Below are 24,119 nucleotides of genomic sequence, written 5' to 3' on the forward strand. Positions count from 1 at the left end.
CGGGCATTCTGGAAAGGCCTGCCCCGCTTGCCTGTCCGCACCGGCAACAGATCCTCGATCAATGCCCACTGGGCATCCGACAACGACTCAAATCGCGACATCCCTCAAGCCTCAGGCACAACACCCGAAACCTTTGTCAGACACGCCCTAGTCGACTGGCTCGAGAGCTTGACCTCCGATCGCCTTCCGCGGAGTTATCGTTTCGGCAATGAGGTCGAGATTGCTTGCGGTATGCCTGGTCGCGATCGGCGTGACCGGCTGCGGCGCCATCGGGGGATCGTTCGACCTCATCCCGGAGGAGCCGACTCCGGTCGCGATCACCAACGTCGCCGCCCCCGAAGCCACGCTGGCCGAGCGCGCGGTTGTCGCGGAGGCGGCCCGCAGCGTGGTCAGGATTCACACCCAAGCTCTCCAGTGTGCGAGAACGGTGGACGGCAGCGGGGTTGTCGTCGCGCCGAACAGAGTGATGTCAGCCGCGCACACCGTCGCGGGCGCGGACATCGTCAACGTCTGGGTCGGTGATCGGGAAATACCCGCCACCGTCGTGGTTTACGACTCGGCGATGGACGTCGCCGTGCTCGACGTGCCCGATCTGAGGGCGCCCACACTCTCGATGGAACAGGACACCGCCGTCACCGGAACCGACGCCGTCGTGCTCGGATATCCCGGCGGAGGGCCGTTCGTGGCCACCCCCGCGCGAATCCGCAAGGTGATGGAGCTTCTGGTGGCCGACATCTACCGCACCACGACGGTGAATCGCGAGGTCTACGTCATCAGGGGACCGATCCGGCACGGCGGCTCCGGTGGACCACTGATCGACCTGAACGGCCACATGCTCGGCATCAGCTTCGGGGCCGCTATCGACGACCCGGAGACCGGTTTCGTGGTGACCGCCAAGCAGGTCGCCGCGATGGTGGCGGACGGCGTGCGCGCCCACATGCCCGTCGCAACCGGCCCCTGCACACCCTGATCAGCGCTGAGGCATCGGACGAACGAGCACTGACTGCTGTATGGCGCCGACCGCGCCGGTCTCGTCGAACAGCGTGCCGAGCGTCGTACCGATGCCGTCGGGTCCGTAGCTGGTCTCCGCGCGGATGCCGATCCACTCGCCCTCCGGGATTCGGTGTACGTGCACGACGAGGTCGGTGTTCATGAACGTCCAGCGGCCGATGTCGAGTTTGGTCCCGATACCGTTTGCGTCGTCGGCCACCGCGAACAGCCGCTCCATCGGTGTCATGGTCTCACCCTTGACCAGATCGACCTCTGGGCGGATCCACGACTCACCGGGGCCCTCGCAGAGCGGTTCGGTCAACCATCGCCAGTCGAGGCTGTGCACGTAGTTGCGATCCCAGTCCTTCTTCATGTCACGGCTTTTCGCCTCTGACAGTGGACGCAGCGGAGGTTGTGGCGCATGTTGCACGGCGTGGGTGTCGACGGTCTTGAACCGCCACCCGCTGGCCCGCGCGACGGGCCGCGGTTCTGCGTCCGGCCGCGACGCGAGGAGCTCGGAACTGACGAGCTCGATCTGCTTGCCGGAGCGTTCGATTCGCGACCGTACCCACAGATCGCCCTCGGCGGGAACAGCGCCGAGCAGGTCGATCAGCACCCGGCTCAAGCGGGTGTCGTCGCGGGCCTGGCAGCGTTCGAGCGCGCGAACCAGGATGGCGGACACCGGAGCTCCGTGCTGGATCGCCGCCGACCAGGTGCTGCGAACCAGATCGGTCGCGCGGATCTTCTCGCCGAGCGGATCGGCGTCGTCGATGAGCTCGTAGTAGGAATCGCTCACGGCAGGCCCGCTCCCGGTATGTCGACCGTGATCGCATCGACGCGCGACAGCTTGGTGCCTTTCAGCCGTTGCGGGTACGCGTCGGTGCTGGACACCAGGAACAAAGTGCGACGCTCGGAACCGCCGAGCGCGCAGGCGATCGCGGTTCGCTCACCGATGTCGATGCGATCGGTGACGATGCCGCCCTCGGCGATCCGCTCGAACTGATGGGCCAGCGTCATCGCCGCCCACACGCCGCCCTCGGCGTCGAGGCAGATGCCGTCCGGTGGCCCGTCCAGCCCGTCGGCGAAGGTTCGACGCTCAGTCAGGGCACCGTCGGGCGTTATCGAGTATGCGCTCAGGCGCCGTCCGGTCGACTCCGCGACGATCAGCGTCGTGCGGTCGGGAGTGATCACCATTCCGTTGGGGAAATCGAGCCCGTCGGCGACGACGGTGAAGGTGTCGTCGAGATCGAGTCGCACGATCACACCGCCGTCGCGGGCCTGGGAGCCGACGTAGGCGCGGCCGTCCCTGTCGACGACCATGTCGCCAAGGGGGGCCGGGACGATCGCGGACAGGTCGGCGATCGTCGTGACGTTTTCGCCGTCGTAGCGCAGCACGTGGCGCAACTCGGTAGAGGAGATCAGCAACGAGCCGTCGGGCCGGAACCCGAGGCCGGCCGGCGCGTGCCCGGGCAACGGCAGGGTCGTCAGGTCACCGTTGAGGTCGACGGTGTGCACCGCTTCGCCGAGCATGTCGGAGAACCAGAGCAGACCTTCGAACCAGCGTGGCCCCTCGCCGAAGCAGAACCCGTTCGCCAGCGGCGTCAGCGCCATCCGGGCACACCTTTACAAAACACGCGACAAGTGTCACGCTCGCAAGGTGTCACTGTCAACTGGGTGCAGGTCATGAAGAAGTACTACGGTCATACCCTGCTCTATCTCCACGAGACCATTGCGCTCGGTTCGGAGTGCGCCGACCGGTTCATCGGCGATGAGCGCTCGCGCGAAGAGAATTTCATTGAGGTTTTCGGCGACGTCTACCATCCGATGATGGCCGACCTGGGCGCGCGGTTGTTCGCGATCTGGGAGACGACGCCGTACAACGGCCACTGGCCGCAGGTCACGATCATCTGGGAGATCGACGAGTTCGCCGACTATGCGCGCATCGGCAAGGCCCAGGCGCGGGGCGGCACCCATGAGGAAGCCGCGAAGAAGTGGTCGACGTTTCTGGCCGAGATCGGCGCCTCGGGGGAGGGTCGCATCATGTACGCGGGCAAATACAATCGGACACTTGCGCAGCTGCAGGAGGCGAACTTCGGTGCCGGCCTGGTGATTCAGGAGATCATGCAGACCAAACCCGGCCGCCAGGACGACTACATCCGCGAACTGGAACGCCTTTATGTGCCGTGGTCGGAACGCACCGGAAAGCGTTGGCTCGGTTCGTTCATCACGACGTTCCGCTTCAACGAGGTCATCCACTACTGGGCTCTCGACGGCGACTGGGACTGTTTCGCCAACCATTACCCGTCGTGGAAGGACAGCCCACCCGCCGAGATCGTCACTTGGATGAGCGTCGCGCCCGCGTTGCGCGACGGCTGGGAAGACTCCATTCTGCAGGCCCTACCACCGTCACCGCTGCAATGAACACTCAGAAGTCCGAAGTGCTGCAGGACTTTTCCTACGATCCGTTCGATCCGGCGGTGATGGCCGATCCACTGCAGTTCTACCGAACACTGCGCGATCGGCATCCCGTGTACTACGTCGAGAAATGGGACACCTACGCGCTGTCTCGTTTCGAGGACATCTGGCGAGTGCTGGAGGTCAACGACGGCACATTCGTCGCCTCCGAGGGAACCCTGCCCGCGGCAACCGTTCTCGCGATGCACAACGACGGCCCGGTGCCTGACCCGGCACTGCATCCGATGCCCTTCCACGCGAACTTCGACGCGCCGATCTACGACACCGTGCGGAGGTGCACGTCGGCTCCGTTCCGGCCGAGATCGGTCGGAAGATTGGCCGACCGCATTCGCGCCCTGGCCAACGAGCGCCTCGACGAGCTGCTGCCGCGCGGCACCTTCGACCTCACGCAGGACTACGGCGGCATCGTCGCCGCGTCGGTGGTGTGCGAATTGCTCGGCCTGCCAATCGAATTGGCGGCCGATGTCCTGTCGACCGTCAACGCCGGCAGCCTCGCGCAGCCGGGCAGTGGCGTGGAGGTCGCCAACGCGCGGCCCGGTTACCTAGAGTATCTCGTTCCGATCATCCAGCGCAGTAGGGCCAATCCCGGCGAGAACCCGATCGCCGACAACCTGATCGAGTACCGATTGCCGGACGGCTCGGCGTTCAACGACGTCGAGGCCGCGACCCAGCTGCTCGGGATCTTCATCGGCGGAACCGAAACGGTGCCGAAGATCGTCGCGCACGGGGTGTGGGAGCTCGGGATTCGGCCCGACCAGCTGTGCGCCGTGCGCAGCGACCTCGACGCCCACGTACGAGTCGCGCGCGAGGAGATGATCCGGTATTGCGCGCCGGCGCAATGGTTTGCGCGCACCGTCCGCAAGCCGTTCACCCTCCACGACACCACGCTGGCGCCGGGTCAGCGGGTCATCACGCTGCTGGCGTCGGCCAACCGCGACGAACGCGAGTACTCCGATCCGGACGCGTTCATCTGGGACCGTCCCATCGAGCACCTGTTGGCCTTCGGTCGCGGGCAACACTTCTGCCTCGGGGTGCACCTCGCGCGGCTGGAGATCGGCATCATGGTGACCGAATGGCTCAACCGGGTCGGTGACTGGCGCGTCGACGGCGAGGCCGTGTCCCGCCCGCCGTCGAGTTTCCAGTGGGGCTGGAACAGTGTTCCCGTCGAGGTCCACGTGGAGGTGTGAGATGTGGTCCTATCGACTGGTCGCGCCGTATACGTTCGAGCGGCAAGACATTCCGGAGACGACGCCGGAGTCGCTGGCGGATCGGCAGGTGCTGCTGCGCTTCCGTGCGGCGGGCGTCTGCGGCAGCGACCTACCCCCGTTCCGGGGCGTTCGCGGCAAGATCGCCGGCGATCGCGGACTCAGCGCGGCCGAGATGCCGGGCTTCCCGATCCACGAGGTCGTCGGCGAGGTGATCGCCAGCAGGCATCGCAGCCACGGTGTGGGGGACTGGGTCGTCGGCTGGGCGTCCGGCTTCGACGGCCTGATGCAGCACGTCGTCGCCGACGGTGACGGGCTGGCGTATTACGACCACAACCTGAGCCCGCAGTACGCCGTCGCACTGCAGCCACTGGCGTGCGTGCTGTATGCGGTCGAACAGTTGCCCAAACTCAAGGGCCTGCATGTCGCGGTGATCGGACAGGGATCGATCGGCCTGTTGTTCTCCTATGCGGCAAAGGCTTTCGGTGCGCGTCGCGTAACGGGCGTCGACCCGGTCGACCGCGACGCGGTGGCCAAGGAGTTCGGTGTCGACACGATCGTGCGTGCCACCAGCGACCGGTGGGTGAGCCACCTGGAACCCGGCGATCGACCCGATGTGGTGATCGAAGCCGTCGGACACCAGGTCGCCACGCTGGGTCACGCGATCGAGGCGGTCGCCCCTGGCGGCACCGTGTTCTATTTCGGTGTGCCGGACGACGACAGCTATCCGATCAGCATGCGCACCATGCTGCGCAACAACCTGACGCTCAAGTCCGGTGTGACCCTGGACCGGCGACGGATGCTGGCCGCGGCCAACGAGTTCGTCCGGCACCGCCGCGACCTGCTGCCGGCCTACGTGACGCACACATTCGGCGTCGAGGACACCCAGGCGGCCTTCGAACTGGCGTGCCGCCCGGCGCCCGACCGCATCAAGATCGCGATCGTGCAGTGACCCCCAGCAGGTTGCAGGACGCGCTCGCGGCCAAGGAGCAGGTGTGGGGCGGTTGGGTCGTCGGCCCTACCATCATCGGCCCGGAGGAATTCGCCCGGGCCGGTTACGACTACGTCGGATTCGACATTCAGCACGGCTACCTCGACGACGCCGACGTCGCATTGCTGCTGCGGAGGTTGGAGCATGTGCCGATCGCTACCGCGGTGCGTGTCCCGTCGACCGATCCCGCGCCCATCGGCAGGGTGCTCGACGCGGGTGCCGACGCAGTGATCGTGGCGATGGTCGAATCGGCCGAGCAGGCAGCGGCATCGGTGTCGGCCACCCGCTACGCGCCTGCGGGAGTGCGCAGTTACGGGCCCCTGCGCGCCGGCCTCGGCCGCGACCCCGCCGAACACGAAGCGCGGGTGAGCGTCTTCGTGATGATCGAAAGCGCGCCCGGATTGGCCGCTGTCGACGAGATCTGCGCCGTACCGGGCCTGACCGGTGTCTATGTCGGGCCGGCGGATCTGGCCATCGCCCTCGGCCACACGCCCGCAGAGGCATGGAGCGCCTCGACCATGCTGGACGCGATCGCCCGTGTCGCTGCCACCGCGACGTCCGCGGGGCTGGTCGCGGGCATCCATGCCGGTGGAGCCGAGAACGGAAAGAAAGTGTCCGAGTTGGGCTTTCGCATGCTGACACTAGCATCGGAGTCGCAGGCGCTGCGTCACGGTGCGTCCGAAATCCTGCGGGAGGCCCAATGACGGAACGCGTCGCGCTGGTGACGGGCGCCGCCCAGGGGCAGGGCGCGGCGATCGTACAGCGGCTGCGTGCAGACGGCTTTCGCGTCGCCGCATGCGATCTGCTGTTCGACGAGTTGAAGCAGTCGGGGGGCGAGTTCGGCGACGACGGCGTGATCGCTGTCGGTCTGGACGTGACGTCGGCCGCGCAGTGGGCCGCCGCGGTAAAGACCGTCGGTGAGATGTTCGGTCCGGTGACGACGCTGGTGAACAACGCCGGGGTGCTGCACCGTGCGGCGCTGGCCGATGAGACCGCGGCAGGATTCGAATCCAGCTGGCGCGTCAACTGTCTGGGTCCCTTCCTCGGTATCCAGGCCACGCTCGAGCACCTGCGTCAGGCCGACGGTGCGGCGATCGTCAACACCTGTAGTACCGGTGCCATGCGAGCGTTTCCGGCGCACGCCGCCTATGGATCGTCGAAGTGGGCGCTGCGCGGGCTCACCCAGATCTGCGCGGCCGAACTGGCGCCCGCGGGCATTCGGGTCAACGCGGTGTTTCCCGGACCGATCGCGACGCCGATGCTCGACGACGCGACGCAGAGCAGGTTGACCGCGCAATTCGGCCGGCTCGGCCGGCCGATGGAGGTGGCCGACGCGGTCGCCTACCTGGTGTCGGATCACGCGTCGTTCATCACCGGCGCCGAACTCGTCGTGGACGGTGGCCAATGCGTCCGAATGTGACAGGCAAGACGAGCCTCTCCGTCGGGATCATCGGTGCCGGGCCCGGCGGGCTGGCTCTGGGGATCTTTCTGCGCAAGGCAGGATTTCACGACTTCACGATCTTCGACCGCGAGGACGGCGTCGGTGGTACGTGGCGCATCAACACCTATCCCGGTCTGGCCTGTGATGTGAAGTCACATCTTTATTCCTACTCGTTCGACCTGAACGCGGACTGGTCGCGGTTGTGGTCTGGGCAGAAAGAGATCCTCGAATACTTTGAACGCTGCGCGCAGCGCTACGAACTCGCCCCGCACCTGCGGCTCAACACCGAAATCACCTCGGCGCGGTGGTCAGGCGACGAATGGGAGCTGACCACTGGCACCGGCGAGCGGTTCGTCTTCGACGTGGTGGTCTCCGCGGTCGGCCTGTTCACCCGGCCCGTCATGCCCGACCTGGTGGAAGAGGAACCGTTCACCGGCACAGTGATGCACACCGCGCGGTGGGACCACGGCGTCGACCTCAACGGCAAGCGGGTGGCGGTGCTCGGCACGGGATCCACTGCAGCGCAACTGGTTCCGGAAGTCGCCCGGGTGGCTGAGCGGGTCTACTCGGTACAGCGCTCACCGACGTGGATACTGCCCAAACCCGACCGCCCCTACACCGAGCGCGAGAAGTGGATGTTCCGCAACATCCCGCTGGCCAAGAGGATCTACCGGTCCCGGTTGTGGCTGCGGAGCGAGTCGAACATCGCGGTCATCGAGAACGGCAGCGACAAAACGCAGGAGTTCAAGGGCATCGCGCTCAAGGTGCTCGAGGCGACGATCCCCGACGACGAGTTACGTGACAAGCTGACCCCCGACCATCGTTTCGGCTGTAAGCGGTTGGTGTTCGCCACCGATTACCTGCAGTCGCTGACACAACCGCACGTGGAGGTCGTCGCGAGCCCGGCGCGAGCGTTGCGGGCGCGGTCGCTGGTGACCGAGGACGGCACCGAACTCGACGTCGACGTGGTGCTCTGCGCGACCGGTTACGCCGCCGCCGACTACCTGGGGCAGATCGACGTCGTCGGCGAGGGCGGGGTCACGCTGCGCGAGACCTGGAGCGACGGGGCTTACGCCTACCTCGGTATGGCGGTGCCGCGGTTCCCCAACTTCTTCATGCTCTACGGCCCCAATACCAACGTCGGGTCCAACAGCGTGATCTTCATGCTCGAGGCGCAGGCGCGTTACGTCGTGCGGGCACTGAAGTACCTCCGGCGCAAGGGCGGGTCGTACATCGCGGTCCGGCCGCGCACCATGGCGGCGTTCCTGGCCAAGATCGACCGCTGGATGGAGGGCACCGTCTGGCTGACGCGCTGCAGCAACTACTTCCGCGCCGCCAACGGCCGGGTCGTCACGCAGTGGCCGCGCAGTGCCCGCGCTTTCTGGGGTATGACGAGATGGTTCAAGGCGTCCGACTACACGTTCGACCCGCCACGGCAGGACCGCGCGGCGAAGGCGGAGACCCCGACCGCTGCGAGGCGGTGACGTCGTGACCGTCGTCGACCGACTCGACCCCGCGCTGTGCCACCTTGCGGAGGCCCGCACCGACCTGTCGCCCGGGTTGCTCGGCGTCGTGCGTGACTCGCTCAATCAGCGCCGCGCCGAAACCGCCAGGACGCTCAACGACATCGTCGTGGAGATCGAGGAGCGGGTCGCACACTCGGTTCCGGTGCGGATCTATCGCGGCGCGGCCGCACCGTCTCCCGCGGTGATCTATTGCCATGCGGGCGCGTTCGTGTTGGGCAACCTCGACACCGACCACCTGCAGTGCGTCGAACTGGCCAGGCGCGGCGGTTGTACCGTGCTCTCGGTCGACTACCGGCTGGCGCCCGAACACCCGTTCCCGGCAGCGCTCGATGACGGGCTGACCGTTCTGAATTGGGCGGACGAGTGTGCGACCGAACTCGGACTCGACTCCACCAGGCTGGCGGTTGCGGGGAGCAGCGCAGGCGGCGCGCTCGCGGCGGGACTCGCGCAACGCTCGGCGGCTTCGTCGGCGCCGCCGGTGGTGTTCCAGCTGCTGCACCAACCGGTGCTCGACGACCGGCCCACCGAATCGAAGATGGAGTTCACCACGACGCCGGGTTTCGACGGGCCCGCCACCGAGATGATGTGGCGGCACTACGTCGGTGAAGCCGCCGCCGACGCGTCTGCGGTTCCGGCTCGGGCCGCCGAATTATCCGGGGTCGCAAACGCATTCATCAGCTGCTCCGAGCTCGATCCGCTGCGTGATGAAGCGGTGGAGTATGCGCTGCGGCTCATGCGGGCCGGCGTCGCGACCGAACTGCACGTGTTTCCGGGCACCTGCCACGGGTTCGACTCGCTGCTTCCGGAGTGGGACACCAGCGTTCGGCTGTTCGAGCTCCAAGGTGCGGCGTTGCGGCGCGCGTTGCACGGAGGCTAGTTGACGCACGCTCGCCGGGCGTGAGCGTGCGTAAGGTGCTGCGATGCGGCGGCGTGTCGTGTGCAGGCGCGCACGCTCGCGGGTAACTGGGCTGGAGTCAGGAACTGGCGAGTTCGCGGGCGATCGCGGCGTGGTAGGCGTCGATGTGTGCCGGGTTGACCGCTCGAAAGAACCCGTCCGGCAGCGGAGCATGCTTGTACGCCTCGACCGTCATCGTGCGGGTGAACAGCGTGATGTCCTCGCCTGGCCGGGTGAAGTGGTACTCGACCGTGATACGGCCCTGCATACCCCCGTTGCCGTCGCGGTCGTGGCCGAGCGGACCGACCGAGGTGAACACCCAGATGGTCGGACGCACGGCGACGGCCAGGTGCCACGTGAAGATGCGGTCGCCGTCGGGACCGGTCTCGGTCCAGGTGTCGCCGACGCGCAACGGCAGGTGGTCGGGTAATCCGCCGATGTGGGCGCTGGTGGGATACGTCTTGGGCCAGTTCGCCGGGTTGGTGACGAAGTCGTAGATCGCCTCCGCCGGTTGTCGAAACGCTGTCTCCGAACTGGTGGTAACGATGCCCAATGTGCTGCCTTCCGTGGATGAACCGCTTGAGACTTTACAACTAACTGCAATAGTGTCACGGTGTCCGGGTGGACTTCTCGCGCGTACAGCTGAGCGAGGACGACCGGGCGTTCCAGGACGAGCTCCGGGACTTCCTACGCTCCGTCGTCACCGATGAGGTCATCCGGCGTGATCGCGAAACAGGCGAGAACTTCGACGAGGGCGTCCATCTTGCGCTCGCCGCGCGCGGATACCTCGCGGCGGACTTCAATTCCGAGGGCGAAGGCGGGTTCAACGCCGTTCGCCGCCGGATATGGGAGCTGGAGATCGGCCGCGCCCACACACCGTGGTTCCACTGGCCCACGACGATGATGGTGGCGCGTAGCCTTCAGCAGTTCGGCTCGGCGGAACTTCAGCACGAAATACTCCCGAAGGTGCTCTCGGGGCACTACCGATTGTGCCTGGGCTACACCGAGCCCGAGGGCGGCTCGGACGTCGCCACGTGCAAAACCCGCGCGGTGCGCGACGGCGACGCCTGGGTGATCAACGGCTCCAAGATGTTCACGTCCAATGCGCACAACGCGCACTACGCGTTCCTGATCACCAACACCGACCCCGATGCGCCGAAACACCAGAGCCTGACGATGTTTCTGGTACCGCTGTCCTCGCCGGGCATCGAGATCCAGCCGATCCGCACCGTCGACGGCGACCGCACCAACATCACCTACTACAGCGACGTCCGCGTCGACGACAGGTACCGTGTCGGCGCCCTCAACGGCGGCTGGTCGGTGTTGCGCGAGGCGCTCAACGCCGAGCACGGAACCGTCGAACGCGACGACCAGGGTCTGCAGAAGCTGGCGACGATGACCGAGCACCTGTTGCTGCTGGCCGAGGCGGTCGACCACGCCGCAGCCGTTGCCAGCGAAGAGGATTCGGTCCGGTATCGCCTCGGCCGCGCGATCGCCAGGATCGAGGCGGCGATGAGCACGCCGGAGATGTTCGGCCGGGTGGCGAATGCACAGACGATGCGCGACGTCGCACCGGATCTGATGGATCTTCTGGGCACGGCCGCCAGCCTGCCGACCAGCGTCGAGGGCGCCGCGGACGACGGGGGAGTCGAGTACGCCTTCCGCCTGGCCGGGCCCGCGGGCATCTACGGCGGCACGCTGGAGGTGTTCCGCAACATGATCGCCCAGCACGCGCTGGGGCTCGGCCGGCCGAACTACTCACCGCCGGCGAAGCGTCCCGCCTAGATGTACCGAGACACCTAGAGGCGCGCGATCACCTCGGAGGCCAGCAGATCCAACGTCTGGTCGGATGCGCGATCGTGGGTGAACAGCACGATCTGGCCGAAACCGAGTTCGTGAAGTTCGTGCAGCCGGTCGACGACGGCGGACGGCGTCCCGATCAGGCCGCCCTCGCGTAATCCGAATGCCGGTGCGCCGAAGCGCTTCTCGGCTAGCCGCCGGACGTCCGGCAGCGACGCGTCGTCGGGCGCCAGCGCCATCACCGCCTCGACCGACAGCACGATGCTCGACGGATCACGGCCGGCGTCCTCACACATGGCCCGCAGCACCGACACTTTCTGCTGCAGTTCGCCCAGCGCGTACGTCGGCACGTTCCACACGTCGGCGTACCGGGCGACCAACGGCAGCGTGTACTTCTCGCCGACGCCGCCGACCACGATCGGCGGCCTGGGCTGCTGCGCAGGACCGGGTTTGACGGGGAAGTCCGTGACGGTGAAATGCTTGCCGCGGAAGTCGATTCGTTCGTCGGCGAAGGCCTGGGTCAGGATCTCCAGCGTCTCGCCGAGGCGTTCGGAACGCTCCCGAAAGGTTCCCCAGGGCAACCCGACCCGGTCGTGTTCGTCCTCGATCGAGCCGCTGCCGAGCCCCAGCCGCAGTCGGCCCGCGGAGATCTGGTCGAGCGTGGTGGCCATCTTCGCCAGAAGGGCGGGGTGGCGAAACTGGTTGCACAGCACCATATGTCCGACCCGGATGCGCTCGGTGTTGCTGAGCAACGCAGTCGCCAGCGTCCACGCCTCCAGCGACGGATACTCCGGCACGCCCGGACCGTAGAGATGGTCGTAGAGCCACAGCGATTCGATGCCGAGTTCCTCGCAGCGCCGGGTGCGGTCCAGCATCTGCTGGTAGGTGAAGCCCATCTGAGGCAGATAGACGCCGATCTCGGGCTTCTCCATGTCCGCAATTCCCTTCACCGTCGAGGCTGTACTTTCCGCGGTTCGCATGGTAACGACATTCTCGTAATACGAGAAGAATGTTCTAGACGGGATACACCGACATGCGGTTCACCTTCACCCACCCGATGCACAGCCACCCGTACAACCCGGAGTTGGTCACCGGCAGGGGGATCGCGACCGTCGCGGCCGCCGCAGAGGCCGCTGGCTTTCACGGCTTCGGGTTCACCGACCACCCGGCGCCGACCGAGCGCTGGCTGCAGGCCGGCGGCCATGATGCGCTGGACCCGTTCGTGGCCATGGGGTACGCGGCCGCGACGACGAGCACGCTGCGCCTGATCCCCAACATCGTCGTGCTGCCGTACCGCAACCCGTTCGTCGTCGCCAAGTCGGGCGCCACCCTGGACCTGTTGTCGGAGGGACGGTTCACACTCGGCGTGGGTGTCGGCTACCTGAAACGCGAATTCGCCGCGCTGGGAGTCGATTTCGAAGAGCGTGCGGCCCTGTTCGAGGAGGCGCTGGAGGTCATCCGCGGCATCTGGACCACCGACGACTTCTCGTATCAGGGTCGCCATTTCACCGCCAGCGGGATCACCGCGCACCCCCGACCCCTCAGTGACCCTCATCCACCCCTCTGGATCGGCGGCAACACCGTCGCCGCCCGCAAGCGCGTCGTCGCCTACGGCGACGGGTGGTGCCCGTTCCCCGCTCCGGCAATGCTGGCCCAGACCGCGCGTACGGCGCCGATGGACGTCGACGCGCTCGCATCCGGAGTCGAGGATCTCCGCCGCCGCTTCGACGAAGCCGGGCGCGACTGGTCGCGCATCGACATCACGTTCACCAACCCCGACGGCGGCAGCCTCGGCGGCGACGACTTCAACCCAGACGCCTACCTATCCGGGTTGGAGAAGCTGGCCAAGATCGGGGTGACGTGGGTTCAGGTCGGGCTCCCGGGCGACAGCCTGTCGCACGTCCTCGAAACCATCGAGCGGTTCGGCGAGTCGGTGATCGCCAAGTCCTGACGCCGAAACTGAGCTTGTGCGCGAGATTCCGACCGAACTCGCGCACAAGCTCAGCTTTGGCGGGGGTCGGGCGACGGTAGTTCCGCCGACACCTGTGCGAGTGCGGGATCGAAGCTGAAACATCCCGCGATCGGCAGCGTCTCGGGCGGCGGGTCCGCATAGCTCCATGCGACGTCCTCGACGACCGTGTCACCGACGACGGCCGACCAGTACGACGCGTAGCCCTTGTAGTTGCAGTAGGTGGTGGTCTGCGAGGGCCGCAGCAGGTCGGTTCGCACGTGCGACGGGTCGACGTAGAGGCGAGGCTCCAGCGACGTCTCGAAGACGATCACCGTCTCTGCCGTATCGACCAGTGGTTCGCCGGCCACGGTCACCCGTAGCGCGCGATGAGTCGGCCGACAGTCCACGCGGTGATACGGGTTGGGCGGGTAGTGCACGAGCGTGCGGCCTTCCTCCCGCCAGCTGTCGGCGGCATCCCACGGCACGCGGACGTATCCGGGCGCCTCGGCGACCGGCTCGCTGGGAAGGTCGCCGACCTCGTCGACGGGAAAGGCATAGCTGAGCGGATGGTCGCGGCGGTGCACCAGCAGCGCCCGCTCGGTGTCGAGGACCGTGCGTCCGCCGCGTAAGGCCTGCACGCGGCGCGGATGCGGCTCGATGAACACCACGTCGGCGGGCAGCGGTGGGGTGAACCAGCCGGCCGGATCGTTGCTCAATGGTCCGCGGCCGGCGACGAGGGTCATGCCGTCAGCCTGACAAATCTCGCGCACATCGTCACCTCTTGACCAAACGCGCTTGATGAAGAGCACGATTGGTTATCCGGTAGGCGTCGGCTGAGTGAGGTGGGATGCGGAGGGAATGAAGCGACTCAACGGCGTGGACGCGTTGATGCTGTACAGCGAGACGCCAGAGGTTCACATGCACACGCTCAAGATCGGCATCCTCGACGTGTCGGGCGTCGAGAACTACAGCTTCGAGATGTTCCGGGAGGTGGCGTATCCGCGCTTGCTGGCCCTGTCCGCACTGCGCTACCAGCTCGTCGACATCCCGCTGCGACTGCATCATCCGATGTGGTGGGAGAACCACGACATCGACCTCGACTATCACCTCCGTCGAGCGCACGTCGCACCGCCGGGCGGGCGGCGCGAACTCGACGACCTGATCGGCCGGATCGCCAGCACGCCGCTGGACCGCAGCCGCCCGTTGTGGGAGATGTACGTCGCCGAGGGGCTGGCCGACGGCCGCGTCGCGATCATCCACAAGGTGCATCACGTGCTGGCCGACGGCGTCGCCTCGGCCAACCAACTGGCCAAGGCGTTGGAACCCGAGCCGCCGACGCCTGTCCGGGCCGTCGCCGATCCCGCGATGCGGACCACCGTACAGCTGCTCAAAGCGGCGGGCCGCGACCAGGCGCATCTCATCGGCCGACTGCCCAGGCTCGTCAGCGAGACGGCGTCCGGTGTCGCGCGGGTACGCAAGCGCGCCAAGGAGCGGGGCCACCATCCCGATCTGGCCCGTAACTTCGCCCCGCCGCCGACCTTCCTCAACCACGTCGTGTCTGCCGGGCGGCGCTTCGCGACGGCGCCGCTGTCGTTGGCGGAGGTCAAGGAGACGGGCAGGCACCTGGGTGTGACGCTCAACGACGTCGTGTTGGCCACCGCGGCCGGGGCGCTACGCACGCTGCTGCTGCGCTACGACGGGAAGGCCGACGCCCCGCTGATCGCCGGAGTCCCGGTCAGCACCAATCCCTCGCGGGACCGGTTGACCGGCAACGAATTCACCTACATGATGCCTTCGCTGCCGGTGCACATCGCCGATCCGCTGGAACGGGTCCGGCTCACCGCGGTGGCGACCAAGATCGCCAAGGAGAGCCACCAGCTCCTCGGACCGACCGTGCTGCCGGCATGGATGTCGTATCTGCCACCGGCGTTGGCGCCCAGGTTCTTTCGGATGCAGGCCCGTCGGATGGAGTCCGGCGCGGTGATGAACCTGACCATCTCCAATGTGGCGGGACCACGCGAGCGTGGGCACGTCGCGGGCGGTGTGCTCACCGAGATCTACTCGGTGGGGCCTGTCGTCACGGGCAGCGGGATGAACATCACGGTGTGGAGCTACGTCGACCAACTCGCCATCTCGGTGCTGACCGACGACCGCACGCTCGACGATCCGCATGAGGCCACCGACGCGCTGCTCGAATCCTTCGCCGAGATCCGACGCGCGGCGGGGTTCTCCGGTGAGTTGGCCACCGTGGCAGCGACCCTCCCACTGGCCGCCGCATCGCACTGACCGACATCGCGACCTCGAACCTTTACAGATCGCGACAATAGTGTCACGCTCTAGAGACGCCGCGACAGCCCCTCGGCAGGCCTTGATGACCCGATCGGATAGGAACTATGGCAACTCGACCCTTCCCCGGCGACGTCGTGTCGGTCGACGGTGCTCCGGCTGCCGACGGCCCGGCCAACCAGCATCACCTGACGGTCCTGGCGGCGGATCTGGCCGACCTGATCGGGCCTGCCGGTGGCTGGCTGTTCGACCGGGCACGGGCCGGGTGGGATGTCGACGTCTGGGTCGAGCACTGCCCTGACGAGCGGCCGCTGACGATCCTGGGCGTCAACGCCGTCGGCGAGACCCCGCAGGCCGTTCTACGCGACGTGCCCCGCAGCGGTGCGCTCGCGGTCAGCGGGAGGCTGCTGCGTGACGATCCGCGGGTGCGCGCCGGCGTCTTCGCGCTGGCGAGGCGCGGCACCGAGGTGATGACCTGGAGTGGCGACTGGCCGGGTGAACTCGGTGACCGCACCGACATGATCGAGCATCGGCTCAGTGTCGCGGCCCGCGCGTTCAAGGCCCACGCCCTTGTGGCGGCCGGATTGACGCATTGCGTCGGCGCCAGCGAGACGCTGTTCGACCTGGGAATCGATTCCTTTCGGCCGCTGAACCCGGTCTAGCGGATCCAGCCGCGCTTGCGCAGCCACCAGTCGCGCCCGACCGCGGCGAGAATCAGCACGGCGAACCCGATCAGGAAGAGGTCCTCGACGCGTCCGGTGTGGTTGCCGTGGATCATGAACAGCAGAAAAGCCGCCGCGAGGAGGCCGCCGATGTGGAAGACCTTGGGGTTCTCCTTCGACCAGCCCCACTCGGCGGACGGCACGTCTTCGACGTCGACCCCGGTGTGTCGCTGCACCTCGGTGTTGGCCACGGCTGCTCCTCATCGTCGGGCTCGGTGATGCCGACATTCTGGCATATGCCCAAAACAGCAGGCCTCCTACGCGGGCCGTAGGGTGAGGCGTCATGACGCCGCGGACGCGAGGAGCAGAAGGGCACATGCAGTTCGAAGGCAAGGTCGCGTTCATCACCGGTGCCGCGCGGGGCCAGGGCCGGGCGCACGCCGTCCGGTTCGCCGAGGAGGGCGCCGACATCGTCGCCGTCGACCTGTGCGAGCAGATCGACAGCGTCGCCTATCCCATGGCCACTCCCGAGGATCTCGAGGAAACCGTCAACCTGGTCGAGAAGACGGGCCGCAGGATCATCGCCGAACGCGGCGACGTCCGCGACCTGGAGCGGCTGCAGGAGATCGCTGCCAAGGGGGCTGCGGAGCTCGGCCGCATCGACTTCGTGCTCGCCAATGCGGGGATCCTGCCCGCCGCCGGACAGCAGGGACGCGAGATCTCTGCGTTCGTCGACGCGGTGAACGTCATGCTCAACGGCGTCTACTACACGATCACCGCGACGCTGCCGGCCCTGCTCGCCCACGGCGACGGCGGCGCGATCGTGATCACCAGTTCCGCGGCCGCGTTCAAGCCCGTCACCGTCGACTTCGGCACGATGAATCACGGCGCGGCCGGATACACGGTCGCCAAGCACGGTGTCATCGGTGTGATGCGGCACTTCGCACGGGCGTTGGCGGAGAAGAACATTCGCGTCAACTCCGTCCACCCCGGCGGGGTGGCCACCCCGATGATCTACAACGAGGCGTTGGCCGAATGGTCGGGGGAGCATCCGGCGTTCAGCGCCTCCCAGCAGCCGCTGCTCAACGTCCCACCGGTCGAGCCGGAGGCGATCAGCGACGCGATGGTGTACCTGTGCGGCGCATCCGGCAGATACCTGACCGGGGTGGCGCTGCCCGTCGACGGGGGCCAGATCATCAAGTGATCTCGGCGTAGCGCCGCAGCGCCTCCTTGCGTTCGGCGGCGTGGTCGACGATCGGCGCCGGGTAGCTGTCGTCGTCGACGTCGGGCACCCAGCGCCGCACGTAACTGCCGTCGGGATCGAACTTCTCGCCCTGTGTGACCGGATTGAAGACGCGGAAGAACGGCGCGGCGTCCGTCCCGGTGCCCGCGACCCACTGCCAGCCGTGCTGGTTGTTGGCCATGTCGCCGTCGACCAGCTGCTCGAGGAACCAGCGCGCGCCCCACTGCCACGGCAGGTGCAGGTCCTTGACGAGGAAGGAGGCGACGATCATGCGGACGCGGTTGTGCATCCAGCCGGTCTCGGCGAGCTGTCTCATGCCGGCGTCGACAATGGGATAGCCCGTCCTGCCAGCTTTCCATGCCTCGAACCGCTCGTGCGCGTCGGGGCCGTCGTCGTGTTTCATCCCGTCGAACGACGGGTTGAAGTTCCACCAGAGGCTGCGCGGCCATTCGTGGAGCACCGCGGCGTAGAAGTCGCGAAATGCCAACTCCCGCAGGTATGCCTGCGCTCCCCGGCCTCGGCCGAGGTCGGCGGCCATGGTCCGCGGATGGATGGTGCCGAACTTCAGGTGCGCCGACATGCGGCTGGTGCCCTCGAGATCGGGACGGTTGCGGTCGTCGGCATAGGTGCGCAGTCCGTTGGCAACGAACGACTTCCACTGCGTGCGGGCCCCCGTCTCGCCCGCCGGCAGGTCGAGGTCGGCCTCGGCATCGGGGATGTCCACCGAGCCGGGCACATCGGACGGGTCGAGCCAATGCGCCGATTCCGGGTCCGACGTGGCGGGTGCACGCCAGCCGTGTTCGCGCCAGGCCCGGTGAAACGGTGTGAACACCTTGTACGGGCTGCCGTCGGGTTTGGTCACCCGGCCGGGAGAGACGAGGTACGGCGAGCCGGACGCTTCGAGGGGGATGTCGCCCAGAGCGGCCTGCACGGCCTCGTCACGTCGACGTCCGAACGGCGCATAGTCCGCCGAGATGTGCACCGCGGAAGCACCGATTGCCTTGGCGACAGCGGGTATTCGCTTGTCGGGCCGGCCTCGCGTGACGAACAGCTTGCCGCCGAGGCCGTCCCGCAGATCACGCAGCGCGTCGTAGAGGTACTGCAGTCGTCTGCCGCCCGCCGATCTTTCGAGCCGGGGGTCGAGCACGTAGCAGGCGAGCACCTCGTCGCCGCCGGCGGCCGCAGCCAGTAGCGACGGCAGATCGTGCAGCCGCAAATCGCGACGAAACCACAACAATGTGGGCATGGCATTGATGCTGCCCCCATTTCGCGATAGAGAAACAGGATGGAGTTCTGGTCGGGCACCGCGTTCATGAAAACGTCAGAGATTCTCGGGCTCGCGCGCGCCTTCGACGACGCCGGCTTCGACGGGATGGTGTGCTCGGACCACATGATCTATCCCCGCGAACTCAAGTCGCCGTATCCGGATTCGCCGACCGGCAAGCCGATGTGGTCTCCCGAGACAGCCTGGCCGGACTGCTGGGTGCAGATCGGTGCGATGGCCGCGGTGACGACCCGGCTGCGGTTCTCCAACGCCGTGTACATCGCGCCGGCCCGTCCGCTGCTGGAGGTGGCCAAGCTGGTCGCGACGGCGTCGGTGCTGTCCGACGGCCGGGTGTCGCTGGCCGCGGGCGTCGGGTGGATGCGCGAGGAATACGAGTTGATGGGCCAGGATTTCGGCACCCGCGGCAAGCGGCTTGACGAGATGATCCCCGCCTTGCGTGAACTGTGGCGCGGCGGTTGGGTGTCGTGGAGCGGCGAGTACTACCAGGTGCCGGAGATGATGATCGAACCCCATCCGGTCGCTCCGGTGCCGATCCTGTGCGGAGGTGAGTCCGAGGCCGCCCTGCGCCGCGCCGCGCGGCTGTGTGACGGCTGGGTGGGCTACGCCTACCGGTGGGACGATGCCGTGGGCTACGCGCAGCGGTTGCGCGCGCTGCTGCGTGAATACGGCCGTGAGAACGAACGCTTCGACATCATGCTGGCGCTGCTCGAGCCGCCGTCTCCGGACCTGTACAAGCGGGCCGAGGACGTCGGCATCACCGCGGTGATGTGCAGTCCGTGGATGGGTATGGACTCCGAACCCGTTGGGGTGCAGTGGTATCGGGAGCCGATCGAGCGGTTCGCCGAGAACGTCATCGCCAAGGTGCGCCGATGAGCTTCTCCGCCGACGAGATCCGCGACTTGGTGGAATCCCTCTACACGTCGATCGACCGGCGGGACTGGGCCACGGTGGAGACGCTGGTCTCGCCCCGGTTGGTCGCCGAGGTCGCAGGCTCGCCCCCGATGGCGTGGCAGGAGTGGCGGACGCATCTGGAGGAGTTCACCCGCGCGTTCCCCGACGGCCGGCATGTGATCGAGGAGGTGCTCGTCGACGGGTCGCACGGCATCACACGATTCAGGTTCACCGGCACCCACGACGGCGAATTCCGCGGGATCGCGCCCACCGGAACCCGGGTGGCGGTCACCGGGATTCACATCGACCGCTTCCAAGGGGACATGCTGGTCGCGCACCGCGGCCAACTCGATCTCCACGGATTGCTGCAACAACTCGGCGAATAGAACCGCACAGGGGAGGGCAGCCCGGCATGGGGGATGCGCGGGCTGCCCTCCGATTCGGGTGTAGACCGGTCAGTTCGGCGGCATGAGCACCGAGTCGATGAGGTAGACGGTCGCGTTGGCCGTCTGCACCCCACCGCACACCACCGAGGCGTCATTGACCTGAAGGTCGGTCCCGTGGCCGGTGACGGTGACGTCGGCGCCCTGCACGGTCTTGTGCGTGCCGACGACCTGTGCGGGGCCGGCCTGTCCAGGCACCACGTGGTAGGTCAGGATGCTCGTCAGCAGCTCGGAGTCGGTCTTGAGCGTCTCGATGGTGGCCGGGTCGATCTTGGCGAACGCCTCGTCGGTCGGCGCGAAGACCGTGAACTGGCCGCCGTTGAGGGTGTCGACGAGGTTCACCTGCGGATTGAGTTGTCCGGAAAGGGCTTTCGTCAGCGTGGTCAGCATCGGGTTGTTGGCTGCCGCCACCGCGACGGGATCCTGGGCCATGCCCATCACGGACCCTGGGCCGATCGGCACCTGCTGGGCGTAGGCGGCGCAACCGGGTCCGACCATTTCGGCCTGCGCCGTTGTGGTTGTGGCCAGCATCAGGCCGGTGGCTCCCAACGCGGCCAGCCCTGCGCCGGCCAATCTCTTCTTGGCGTTCATCACTCGTACTCCATTCGGGGACGGGACGGCTTGTGCCGCCGGATTGTTCTGCACTCTTGATTCGGTGCCGACGACGTGTCGGATGGGTGGGCGGCGGGCCCGGAACCCGCTTGTGATTCCGGGCCCTCCGCGGGGCGCGCCTAGGAGGCCGCCGGGGGCATCAGGACGGTGTCGATCATGTAGACCGTCGCGTTGGCGGTGCGGACTCCGCCGCACACCAGACCGGCGTCATTGACCTTCAGGTTGTCGCCCTCGCCGGTCACCGTGACGTTCGCGCCTTGCACGGTCTTGTGGTCACCGGCGACCTGCGCCGGGCTCGCCTGCCCCGGCACCACGTGGTAGGTCAGGATGCTGGTCAGCAGCTCGGAGTCGGTCTTGAGCGTCTCGATGGTCGCCGGGTCGATCTTGGCGAACGCGTCGTCGGTCGGCGCGAAGACGGTGAACTCACCGCCGTTCAACGTGTCGACGAGATCGACGTTCGGGTTGAGCTGCCCCGAGAGCGCCTGCGTCAGCGTCTTGAGCATCGGGTTGTTCGATGCGGCAACGGTCACGGGATCCTGGGCCATCCCGGCGACCGATCCGGGGCCTGACGGGACCTGCGAGGCATACGCGGCACAACCGGCGCCCACCAGGTTCCCGGCCGGCTCCATGGTCCGCTCCATCGGGGCGGGTGCGACGCTGGTCGAACTGGACTCGGCTCCCGCCATGGGCGTCGCGGTCGTGGCGTCGTTAGAACACGCCGAGAGGGTCAGGATCGCGGCCGCGGCCACACCTGCCGCGGTCGCCGTCTTACGGAACTCGATCTTCATGCGCTGCTCCCTTGTCGTGGACGGGTCGGTGCCCGTCCCTGTGTCGTGACATCAGGAATTCGGATCGGTGCCGGACCCGGATGGATCGCGTCAGATTCGCGTCACATTTCGACGGCCGGTGAGCGCGCGCTCGCCGGCCCGGCACCGGAAGGCGGCACAATGGTTCGGTGAGTACTTCCGGTGGAGCGCGGCGCAGCGACGGGGCCGCGCGTCCGCGACGCGTGCTGATCCTCGGCAGCACCGGGTCGATCGGAACGCAGGCGCTCGACGTCATCGCCGCCAACCCCGACCGCTTCGAGGTCGTCGGCCTGGCCGCAGGCGGCGGTAATCCGGACTTGCTCGCGCGGCAGTGCGCCGCAACGGGTGTGACGAACATCGCCGTCGCCGACGAGGCTGCCGCCGCTCGCGTCGGCGACGTCACATACGCAGGAACCGACGCCGTCACCAGGCTCGTCGAGAACACCGAGGCCGACGTGGTGCTCAACGCGCTTGTCGGTGCGTTGGGGCTCGAACCGACACTGGCCGCGCTCAACACCGGCGCCCGCCTGGCGCTGGCGAACAAGGAGTCGCTGGTCGCCGGCGGTCCGCTGGTGCTCAAGGCGGCTGGACCAGGCCAGATCGTGCCCGTCGACTCCGAACACTCGGCGATGGCGCAGTGTCTTCGGGGAGGCACCCCGGACGAGGTCGCCAAGATCGTGCTGACCGCCTCGGGCGGCCCCTTCCGCGGGTGGAGCGCCGAGCGACTGGAGTCGGCCACCCCGAAAGAGGCCGGTGCCCACCCGACCTGGTCGATGGGGCCGATGAACACGCTCAACTCGGCGTCGCTGGTCAACAAGGGGCTGGAGCTGATCGAGACGCACCTACTGTTCGGCGTGCCCTACGACCGCATCGAGGTGGTCGTGCACCCGCAGTCGATCGTGCACTCGATGGTCACGTTCACCGACGGTTCCACGCTGGCTCAGGCCAGTCCCCCCGATATGAAGCTGCCGATCGCGCTGGCGCTCGGCTGGCCCGAACGGGTTCCCGCAGCGGCGCTCGCCTGCGACTTCACCACCGCGTCCACCTGGGATTTCGAGCCGCTCGACGATGAGGTGTTCCCCGCCGTGGCGCTGGCGCGCCAGGCCGGAGAAGGAGGCGGCTGCCTGACGGCGGTGTACAACGCCGCCAACGAGGAGGCGGCGGCGGCGTTCCTCGACGGGCGCATCCGCTTCCCGGCGATCGTGCGCACCATCGACGACGTGCTGCGCGCTGCCGACCAGTGGGCCGCCGAACCAGCTACCGTGGATGACGTACTTGACGCCCAGCAGTGGGCGCGTGACCGTGCCGCGCGCGCGGTCGAGCGGGAGGTAATCACCACCAGATGATGTGGCTCACCGGTGTCGTACTGTTCGCACTGGCCATCCTGGTCTCGGTGGCCCTGCATGAATGCGGCCACATGTGGGTGGCGCGCGCCACGGGAATGAAGGTGCGTCGTTACTTCGTGGGCTTCGGTCCGACGCTGTGGGCGACCTGGCGCGCGAACAGGCTGGGCGACCGCACCGAGTACGGCGTCAAAGCTGTGCCGCTCGGCGGATTCTGCGACATCGCGGGCATGACCTCGGTGGAAGAACTCGCGCCCGACGAGCAGGACCGCGCGATGTTCAAGCAGAAGACGTGGAAGCGCGTCGCGGTGCTGGCCGCCGGCCCCGGCATGAACTTCGTCATCGGGTTGCTGCTGATCTACGGCATCGCCGTGGTGTGGGGGCTGCCCAACCTGCACGCGCCGACCACCGCGATCGTCGGCGAGACGTCGTGTGTGAAGGCCGAAGTCAGCAGGGGTCAGCTCGGCGACTGCATGGCGCCCTCACCGGCTGCGGCCGCGGGCATCCGGTCCGGGGACACGGTGGTCAAGGTCGGCGAGACGCCCGTGGCGAACTTCGATGAGATGGTCACCGCCGTTCGCGCGCTCGACGGTCCGACCCAGTTCACCGTGCAGCGCGACGGCGAGGAGTTCACCACCGTCGTCGACGTCGTTCCCGCCCAGCGTTGGGTCGCCAAGGGTGACCTCGCCGAGCCGGCTCCCGTCGGCACGGTCGGCATCACCGCGGCGCAGTTCGGGCCCACGCAATACAACGCGCTGTCGGCGGCGCCCGCGACGGTCGCGTTCACCGGCGACCTCGCCGTGGAGATCGGCAAGGCGCTGGCCAAGCTGCCGACCAAGATGGGCGCGCTGGTGCGCTCCATCGGCGGTGAGGAGCGCGACCCCGAAACCCCGATCAGCGTCGTCGGCGCCAGCATCATCGGCGGTGACGCCGTGGACCAGGGGCTGTGGGTCGCGTTCTGGTTCTTCTTGGCGCAGCTGAACTTCGTGCTCGGCGCGATCAACCTCGTACCGCTGCTGCCGTTCGACGGCGGCCACATCGCGATCGCGATCTACGAGAAGATCCGCAACTCGATTCGGTCGGCACGCGGCAAAGTCGCCGCGGCTCCGGTCAACTACCTGCGGCTGATGCCCGCCACCTACGTCATCCTCGTCGTGGTGGCCGGCTACATGCTGTTGACGGTGACCGCCGACTTCGTCAACCCCATCAGAATCTTCCAGTGAGCAGTAGGAGAGTAAATGGCCTCCGGCCAACAGATCGGATCTCAACAAATA

The 24,119-nt window shown here is 67.3% G+C and carries 26 protein-coding genes; 17 read left to right on the forward strand and 9 right to left on the reverse strand.

Going from position 1 to position 24,119, the window contains the following annotated elements; genetic code table 11:
* Positions 1 to 208 precede the first annotated feature (208 nt).
* Positions 209 to 970 carry a MarP family serine protease gene (locus tag AU193_RS19750; RefSeq protein WP_064424079.1) on the forward strand — a complete coding sequence of 254 codons (762 nt, stop codon included), beginning with the start codon at positions 209 to 211 and terminating at the stop codon, positions 968 to 970.
* Here the strand turns inward: AU193_RS19750 and AU193_RS19755 are convergent, their stop codons facing one another.
* Together AU193_RS19755 and AU193_RS19760 are read right to left on the reverse strand one after the other, a co-directional pair.
* Positions 971 to 1,786: a thioesterase family protein gene (locus AU193_RS19755; RefSeq protein WP_064424080.1), complete on the reverse strand. Its 816-nt coding sequence runs from the start codon at positions 1,784 to 1,786 to the stop codon at positions 971 to 973.
* Complete coding sequence (locus AU193_RS19760) at positions 1,783 to 2,601, reverse strand: SMP-30/gluconolactonase/LRE family protein (protein ID WP_064424081.1); 819 nt, start codon at positions 2,599 to 2,601, stop codon at positions 1,783 to 1,785. The genes AU193_RS19755 and AU193_RS19760 overlap by 4 nt, the downstream gene beginning before the upstream one ends.
* Before the next feature lie 72 nt (positions 2,602 to 2,673).
* Here AU193_RS19760 and AU193_RS19765 point away from each other — a divergent pair, with 72 nt between their 5' ends.
* The 7 genes from AU193_RS19765 to AU193_RS19795 are packed head-to-tail and all read left to right on the forward strand — an operon-like array spanning position 2,674 to position 9,505.
* Positions 2,674 to 3,411 carry a hypothetical protein gene (locus AU193_RS19765; RefSeq protein WP_064424254.1) on the forward strand — a complete coding sequence of 246 codons (738 nt, stop codon included), beginning with the start codon at positions 2,674 to 2,676 and terminating at the stop codon, positions 3,409 to 3,411.
* The gene (locus AU193_RS19770) at positions 3,408 to 4,652 is read left to right on the forward strand and encodes a cytochrome P450 (RefSeq protein ID WP_064424082.1); all 1,245 of its coding nucleotides are present in this window, start codon (positions 3,408 to 3,410) and stop codon (positions 4,650 to 4,652) included. The genes AU193_RS19765 and AU193_RS19770 overlap by 4 nt, the downstream gene beginning before the upstream one ends.
* A gap of 1 nt (position 4,653) precedes the next feature.
* A complete protein-coding gene (locus AU193_RS19775) occupies positions 4,654 to 5,622 on the forward strand; it encodes a zinc-binding dehydrogenase (RefSeq protein ID WP_064424083.1) in 969 nt (322 codons plus the stop codon).
* On the forward strand, positions 5,619 to 6,365 hold the full coding sequence (locus AU193_RS19780; protein ID WP_064424084.1) for an HpcH/HpaI aldolase/citrate lyase family protein: 747 nt from the start codon (positions 5,619 to 5,621) through the stop codon (positions 6,363 to 6,365). Before AU193_RS19775 ends, AU193_RS19780 begins: the two co-directional genes overlap by 4 nt.
* Entirely contained in the window at positions 6,362 to 7,081 is a 720-nt protein-coding gene (locus tag AU193_RS19785) for an SDR family NAD(P)-dependent oxidoreductase (protein WP_064424085.1), read from the forward strand. Before AU193_RS19780 ends, AU193_RS19785 begins: the two co-directional genes overlap by 4 nt.
* On the forward strand, positions 7,078 to 8,586 hold the full coding sequence (locus AU193_RS19790) for an NAD(P)/FAD-dependent oxidoreductase (protein ID WP_253867965.1): 1,509 nt from the start codon (positions 7,078 to 7,080) through the stop codon (positions 8,584 to 8,586). The genes AU193_RS19785 and AU193_RS19790 overlap by 4 nt, the downstream gene beginning before the upstream one ends.
* A 4-nt stretch (positions 8,587 to 8,590) precedes the next feature.
* On the forward strand, positions 8,591 to 9,505 hold the full coding sequence (locus AU193_RS19795) for an alpha/beta hydrolase (protein ID WP_064424087.1): 915 nt from the start codon (positions 8,591 to 8,593) through the stop codon (positions 9,503 to 9,505).
* Between the two features lie 97 nt (positions 9,506 to 9,602).
* Here the strand turns inward: AU193_RS19795 and AU193_RS19800 are convergent, their stop codons facing one another.
* Entirely contained in the window at positions 9,603 to 10,076 is a 474-nt protein-coding gene (locus AU193_RS19800) for an SRPBCC family protein (RefSeq protein ID WP_064424088.1), read from the reverse strand.
* Between the two features lie 68 nt (positions 10,077 to 10,144).
* Between AU193_RS19800 and AU193_RS19805 the strand changes: the two genes are divergently transcribed.
* On the forward strand, positions 10,145 to 11,308 hold the full coding sequence (locus tag AU193_RS19805) for an acyl-CoA dehydrogenase family protein (protein WP_064424089.1): 1,164 nt from the start codon (positions 10,145 to 10,147) through the stop codon (positions 11,306 to 11,308).
* Positions 11,309 to 11,322: 14 nt separating this feature from the next.
* Here the strand turns inward: AU193_RS19805 and AU193_RS19810 are convergent, their stop codons facing one another.
* Positions 11,323 to 12,255 carry an LLM class flavin-dependent oxidoreductase gene (locus AU193_RS19810; protein ID WP_064424090.1) on the reverse strand — a complete coding sequence of 311 codons (933 nt, stop codon included), beginning with the start codon at positions 12,253 to 12,255 and terminating at the stop codon, positions 11,323 to 11,325.
* A 101-nt stretch (positions 12,256 to 12,356) separates the two neighbouring features.
* Between AU193_RS19810 and AU193_RS19815 the strand changes: the two genes are divergently transcribed.
* Positions 12,357 to 13,274 (forward strand): LLM class F420-dependent oxidoreductase, encoded by a 918-nt coding sequence (locus AU193_RS19815; protein WP_064424091.1) that lies wholly within the window; start codon positions 12,357 to 12,359, stop codon positions 13,272 to 13,274.
* 50 nt (positions 13,275 to 13,324) lie between these two features.
* Here the strand turns inward: AU193_RS19815 and AU193_RS19820 are convergent, their stop codons facing one another.
* Positions 13,325 to 14,017 (reverse strand): DUF427 domain-containing protein, encoded by a 693-nt coding sequence (locus AU193_RS19820; RefSeq protein ID WP_064424092.1) that lies wholly within the window; start codon positions 14,015 to 14,017, stop codon positions 13,325 to 13,327.
* A 115-nt stretch (positions 14,018 to 14,132) separates the two neighbouring features.
* Here AU193_RS19820 and AU193_RS19825 point away from each other — a divergent pair, with 115 nt between their 5' ends.
* Positions 14,133 to 15,560, forward strand: coding sequence for a wax ester/triacylglycerol synthase family O-acyltransferase (locus AU193_RS19825; protein ID WP_082683071.1), 1,428 nt, complete (start codon positions 14,133 to 14,135; stop codon positions 15,558 to 15,560).
* 107 nt (positions 15,561 to 15,667) lie between these two features.
* On the forward strand, positions 15,668 to 16,222 hold the full coding sequence (locus tag AU193_RS19830) for a hypothetical protein (RefSeq protein WP_253867967.1): 555 nt from the start codon (positions 15,668 to 15,670) through the stop codon (positions 16,220 to 16,222).
* Here the strand turns inward: AU193_RS19830 and AU193_RS19835 are convergent.
* A complete protein-coding gene (locus tag AU193_RS19835; RefSeq protein WP_064424094.1) occupies positions 16,219 to 16,473 on the reverse strand; it encodes a DUF2631 domain-containing protein in 255 nt (84 codons plus the stop codon). The two genes, AU193_RS19830 and AU193_RS19835, sit on opposite strands and share 4 nt — an antisense overlap.
* Positions 16,474 to 16,565: 92 nt before the next feature.
* Between AU193_RS19835 and AU193_RS19840 the strand changes: the two genes are divergently transcribed.
* Positions 16,566 to 17,426, forward strand: a complete 861-nt coding sequence (locus tag AU193_RS19840) for a mycofactocin-coupled SDR family oxidoreductase (protein WP_253867969.1) — start codon at positions 16,566 to 16,568, stop codon at positions 17,424 to 17,426.
* Here the strand turns inward: AU193_RS19840 and AU193_RS19845 are convergent.
* Positions 17,419 to 18,711: a deoxyribodipyrimidine photo-lyase gene (locus tag AU193_RS19845; RefSeq protein WP_064424096.1), complete on the reverse strand. Its 1,293-nt coding sequence runs from the start codon at positions 18,709 to 18,711 to the stop codon at positions 17,419 to 17,421. The two genes, AU193_RS19840 and AU193_RS19845, sit on opposite strands and share 8 nt — an antisense overlap.
* A 39-nt stretch (positions 18,712 to 18,750) precedes the next feature.
* On the opposite strand from AU193_RS19845, the gene AU193_RS19850 reads away from it, so the two are divergent.
* A complete protein-coding gene (locus tag AU193_RS19850; RefSeq protein WP_064424097.1) occupies positions 18,751 to 19,623 on the forward strand; it encodes a TIGR03619 family F420-dependent LLM class oxidoreductase in 873 nt (290 codons plus the stop codon).
* Positions 19,620 to 20,027: an ester cyclase gene (locus tag AU193_RS19855; protein WP_064424098.1), complete on the forward strand. Its 408-nt coding sequence runs from the start codon at positions 19,620 to 19,622 to the stop codon at positions 20,025 to 20,027. Before AU193_RS19850 ends, AU193_RS19855 begins: the two co-directional genes overlap by 4 nt.
* Positions 20,028 to 20,096: 69 nt before the next feature.
* Here the strand turns inward: AU193_RS19855 and AU193_RS19860 are convergent, their stop codons facing one another.
* Together AU193_RS19860 and AU193_RS19865 are read right to left on the reverse strand one after the other, a co-directional pair.
* Entirely contained in the window at positions 20,097 to 20,675 is a 579-nt protein-coding gene (locus AU193_RS19860) for a fasciclin domain-containing protein (RefSeq protein ID WP_064424099.1), read from the reverse strand.
* Positions 20,676 to 20,815: 140 nt separating this feature from the next.
* Complete coding sequence (locus AU193_RS19865; RefSeq protein WP_064424100.1) at positions 20,816 to 21,484, reverse strand: fasciclin domain-containing protein; 669 nt, start codon at positions 21,482 to 21,484, stop codon at positions 20,816 to 20,818.
* A 167-nt stretch (positions 21,485 to 21,651) separates the two neighbouring features.
* On the opposite strand from AU193_RS19865, the gene dxr reads away from it, so the two are divergent.
* A complete protein-coding gene (gene dxr / locus AU193_RS19870; protein ID WP_064424101.1) occupies positions 21,652 to 22,848 on the forward strand; it encodes a 1-deoxy-D-xylulose-5-phosphate reductoisomerase in 1,197 nt (398 codons plus the stop codon).
* On the forward strand, positions 22,845 to 24,068 hold the full coding sequence (locus tag AU193_RS19875) for an RIP metalloprotease (protein ID WP_064424102.1): 1,224 nt from the start codon (positions 22,845 to 22,847) through the stop codon (positions 24,066 to 24,068). Before dxr ends, AU193_RS19875 begins: the two co-directional genes overlap by 4 nt.
* The last annotated feature ends 51 nt before the right edge of the window (positions 24,069 to 24,119 follow it).

Source organism: Mycobacterium sp. GA-1285 (genome assembly GCF_001499905.1).
In the GTDB taxonomy this organism is placed as follows: Bacteria; Actinomycetota; Actinomycetes; order Mycobacteriales; family Mycobacteriaceae; genus Mycobacterium.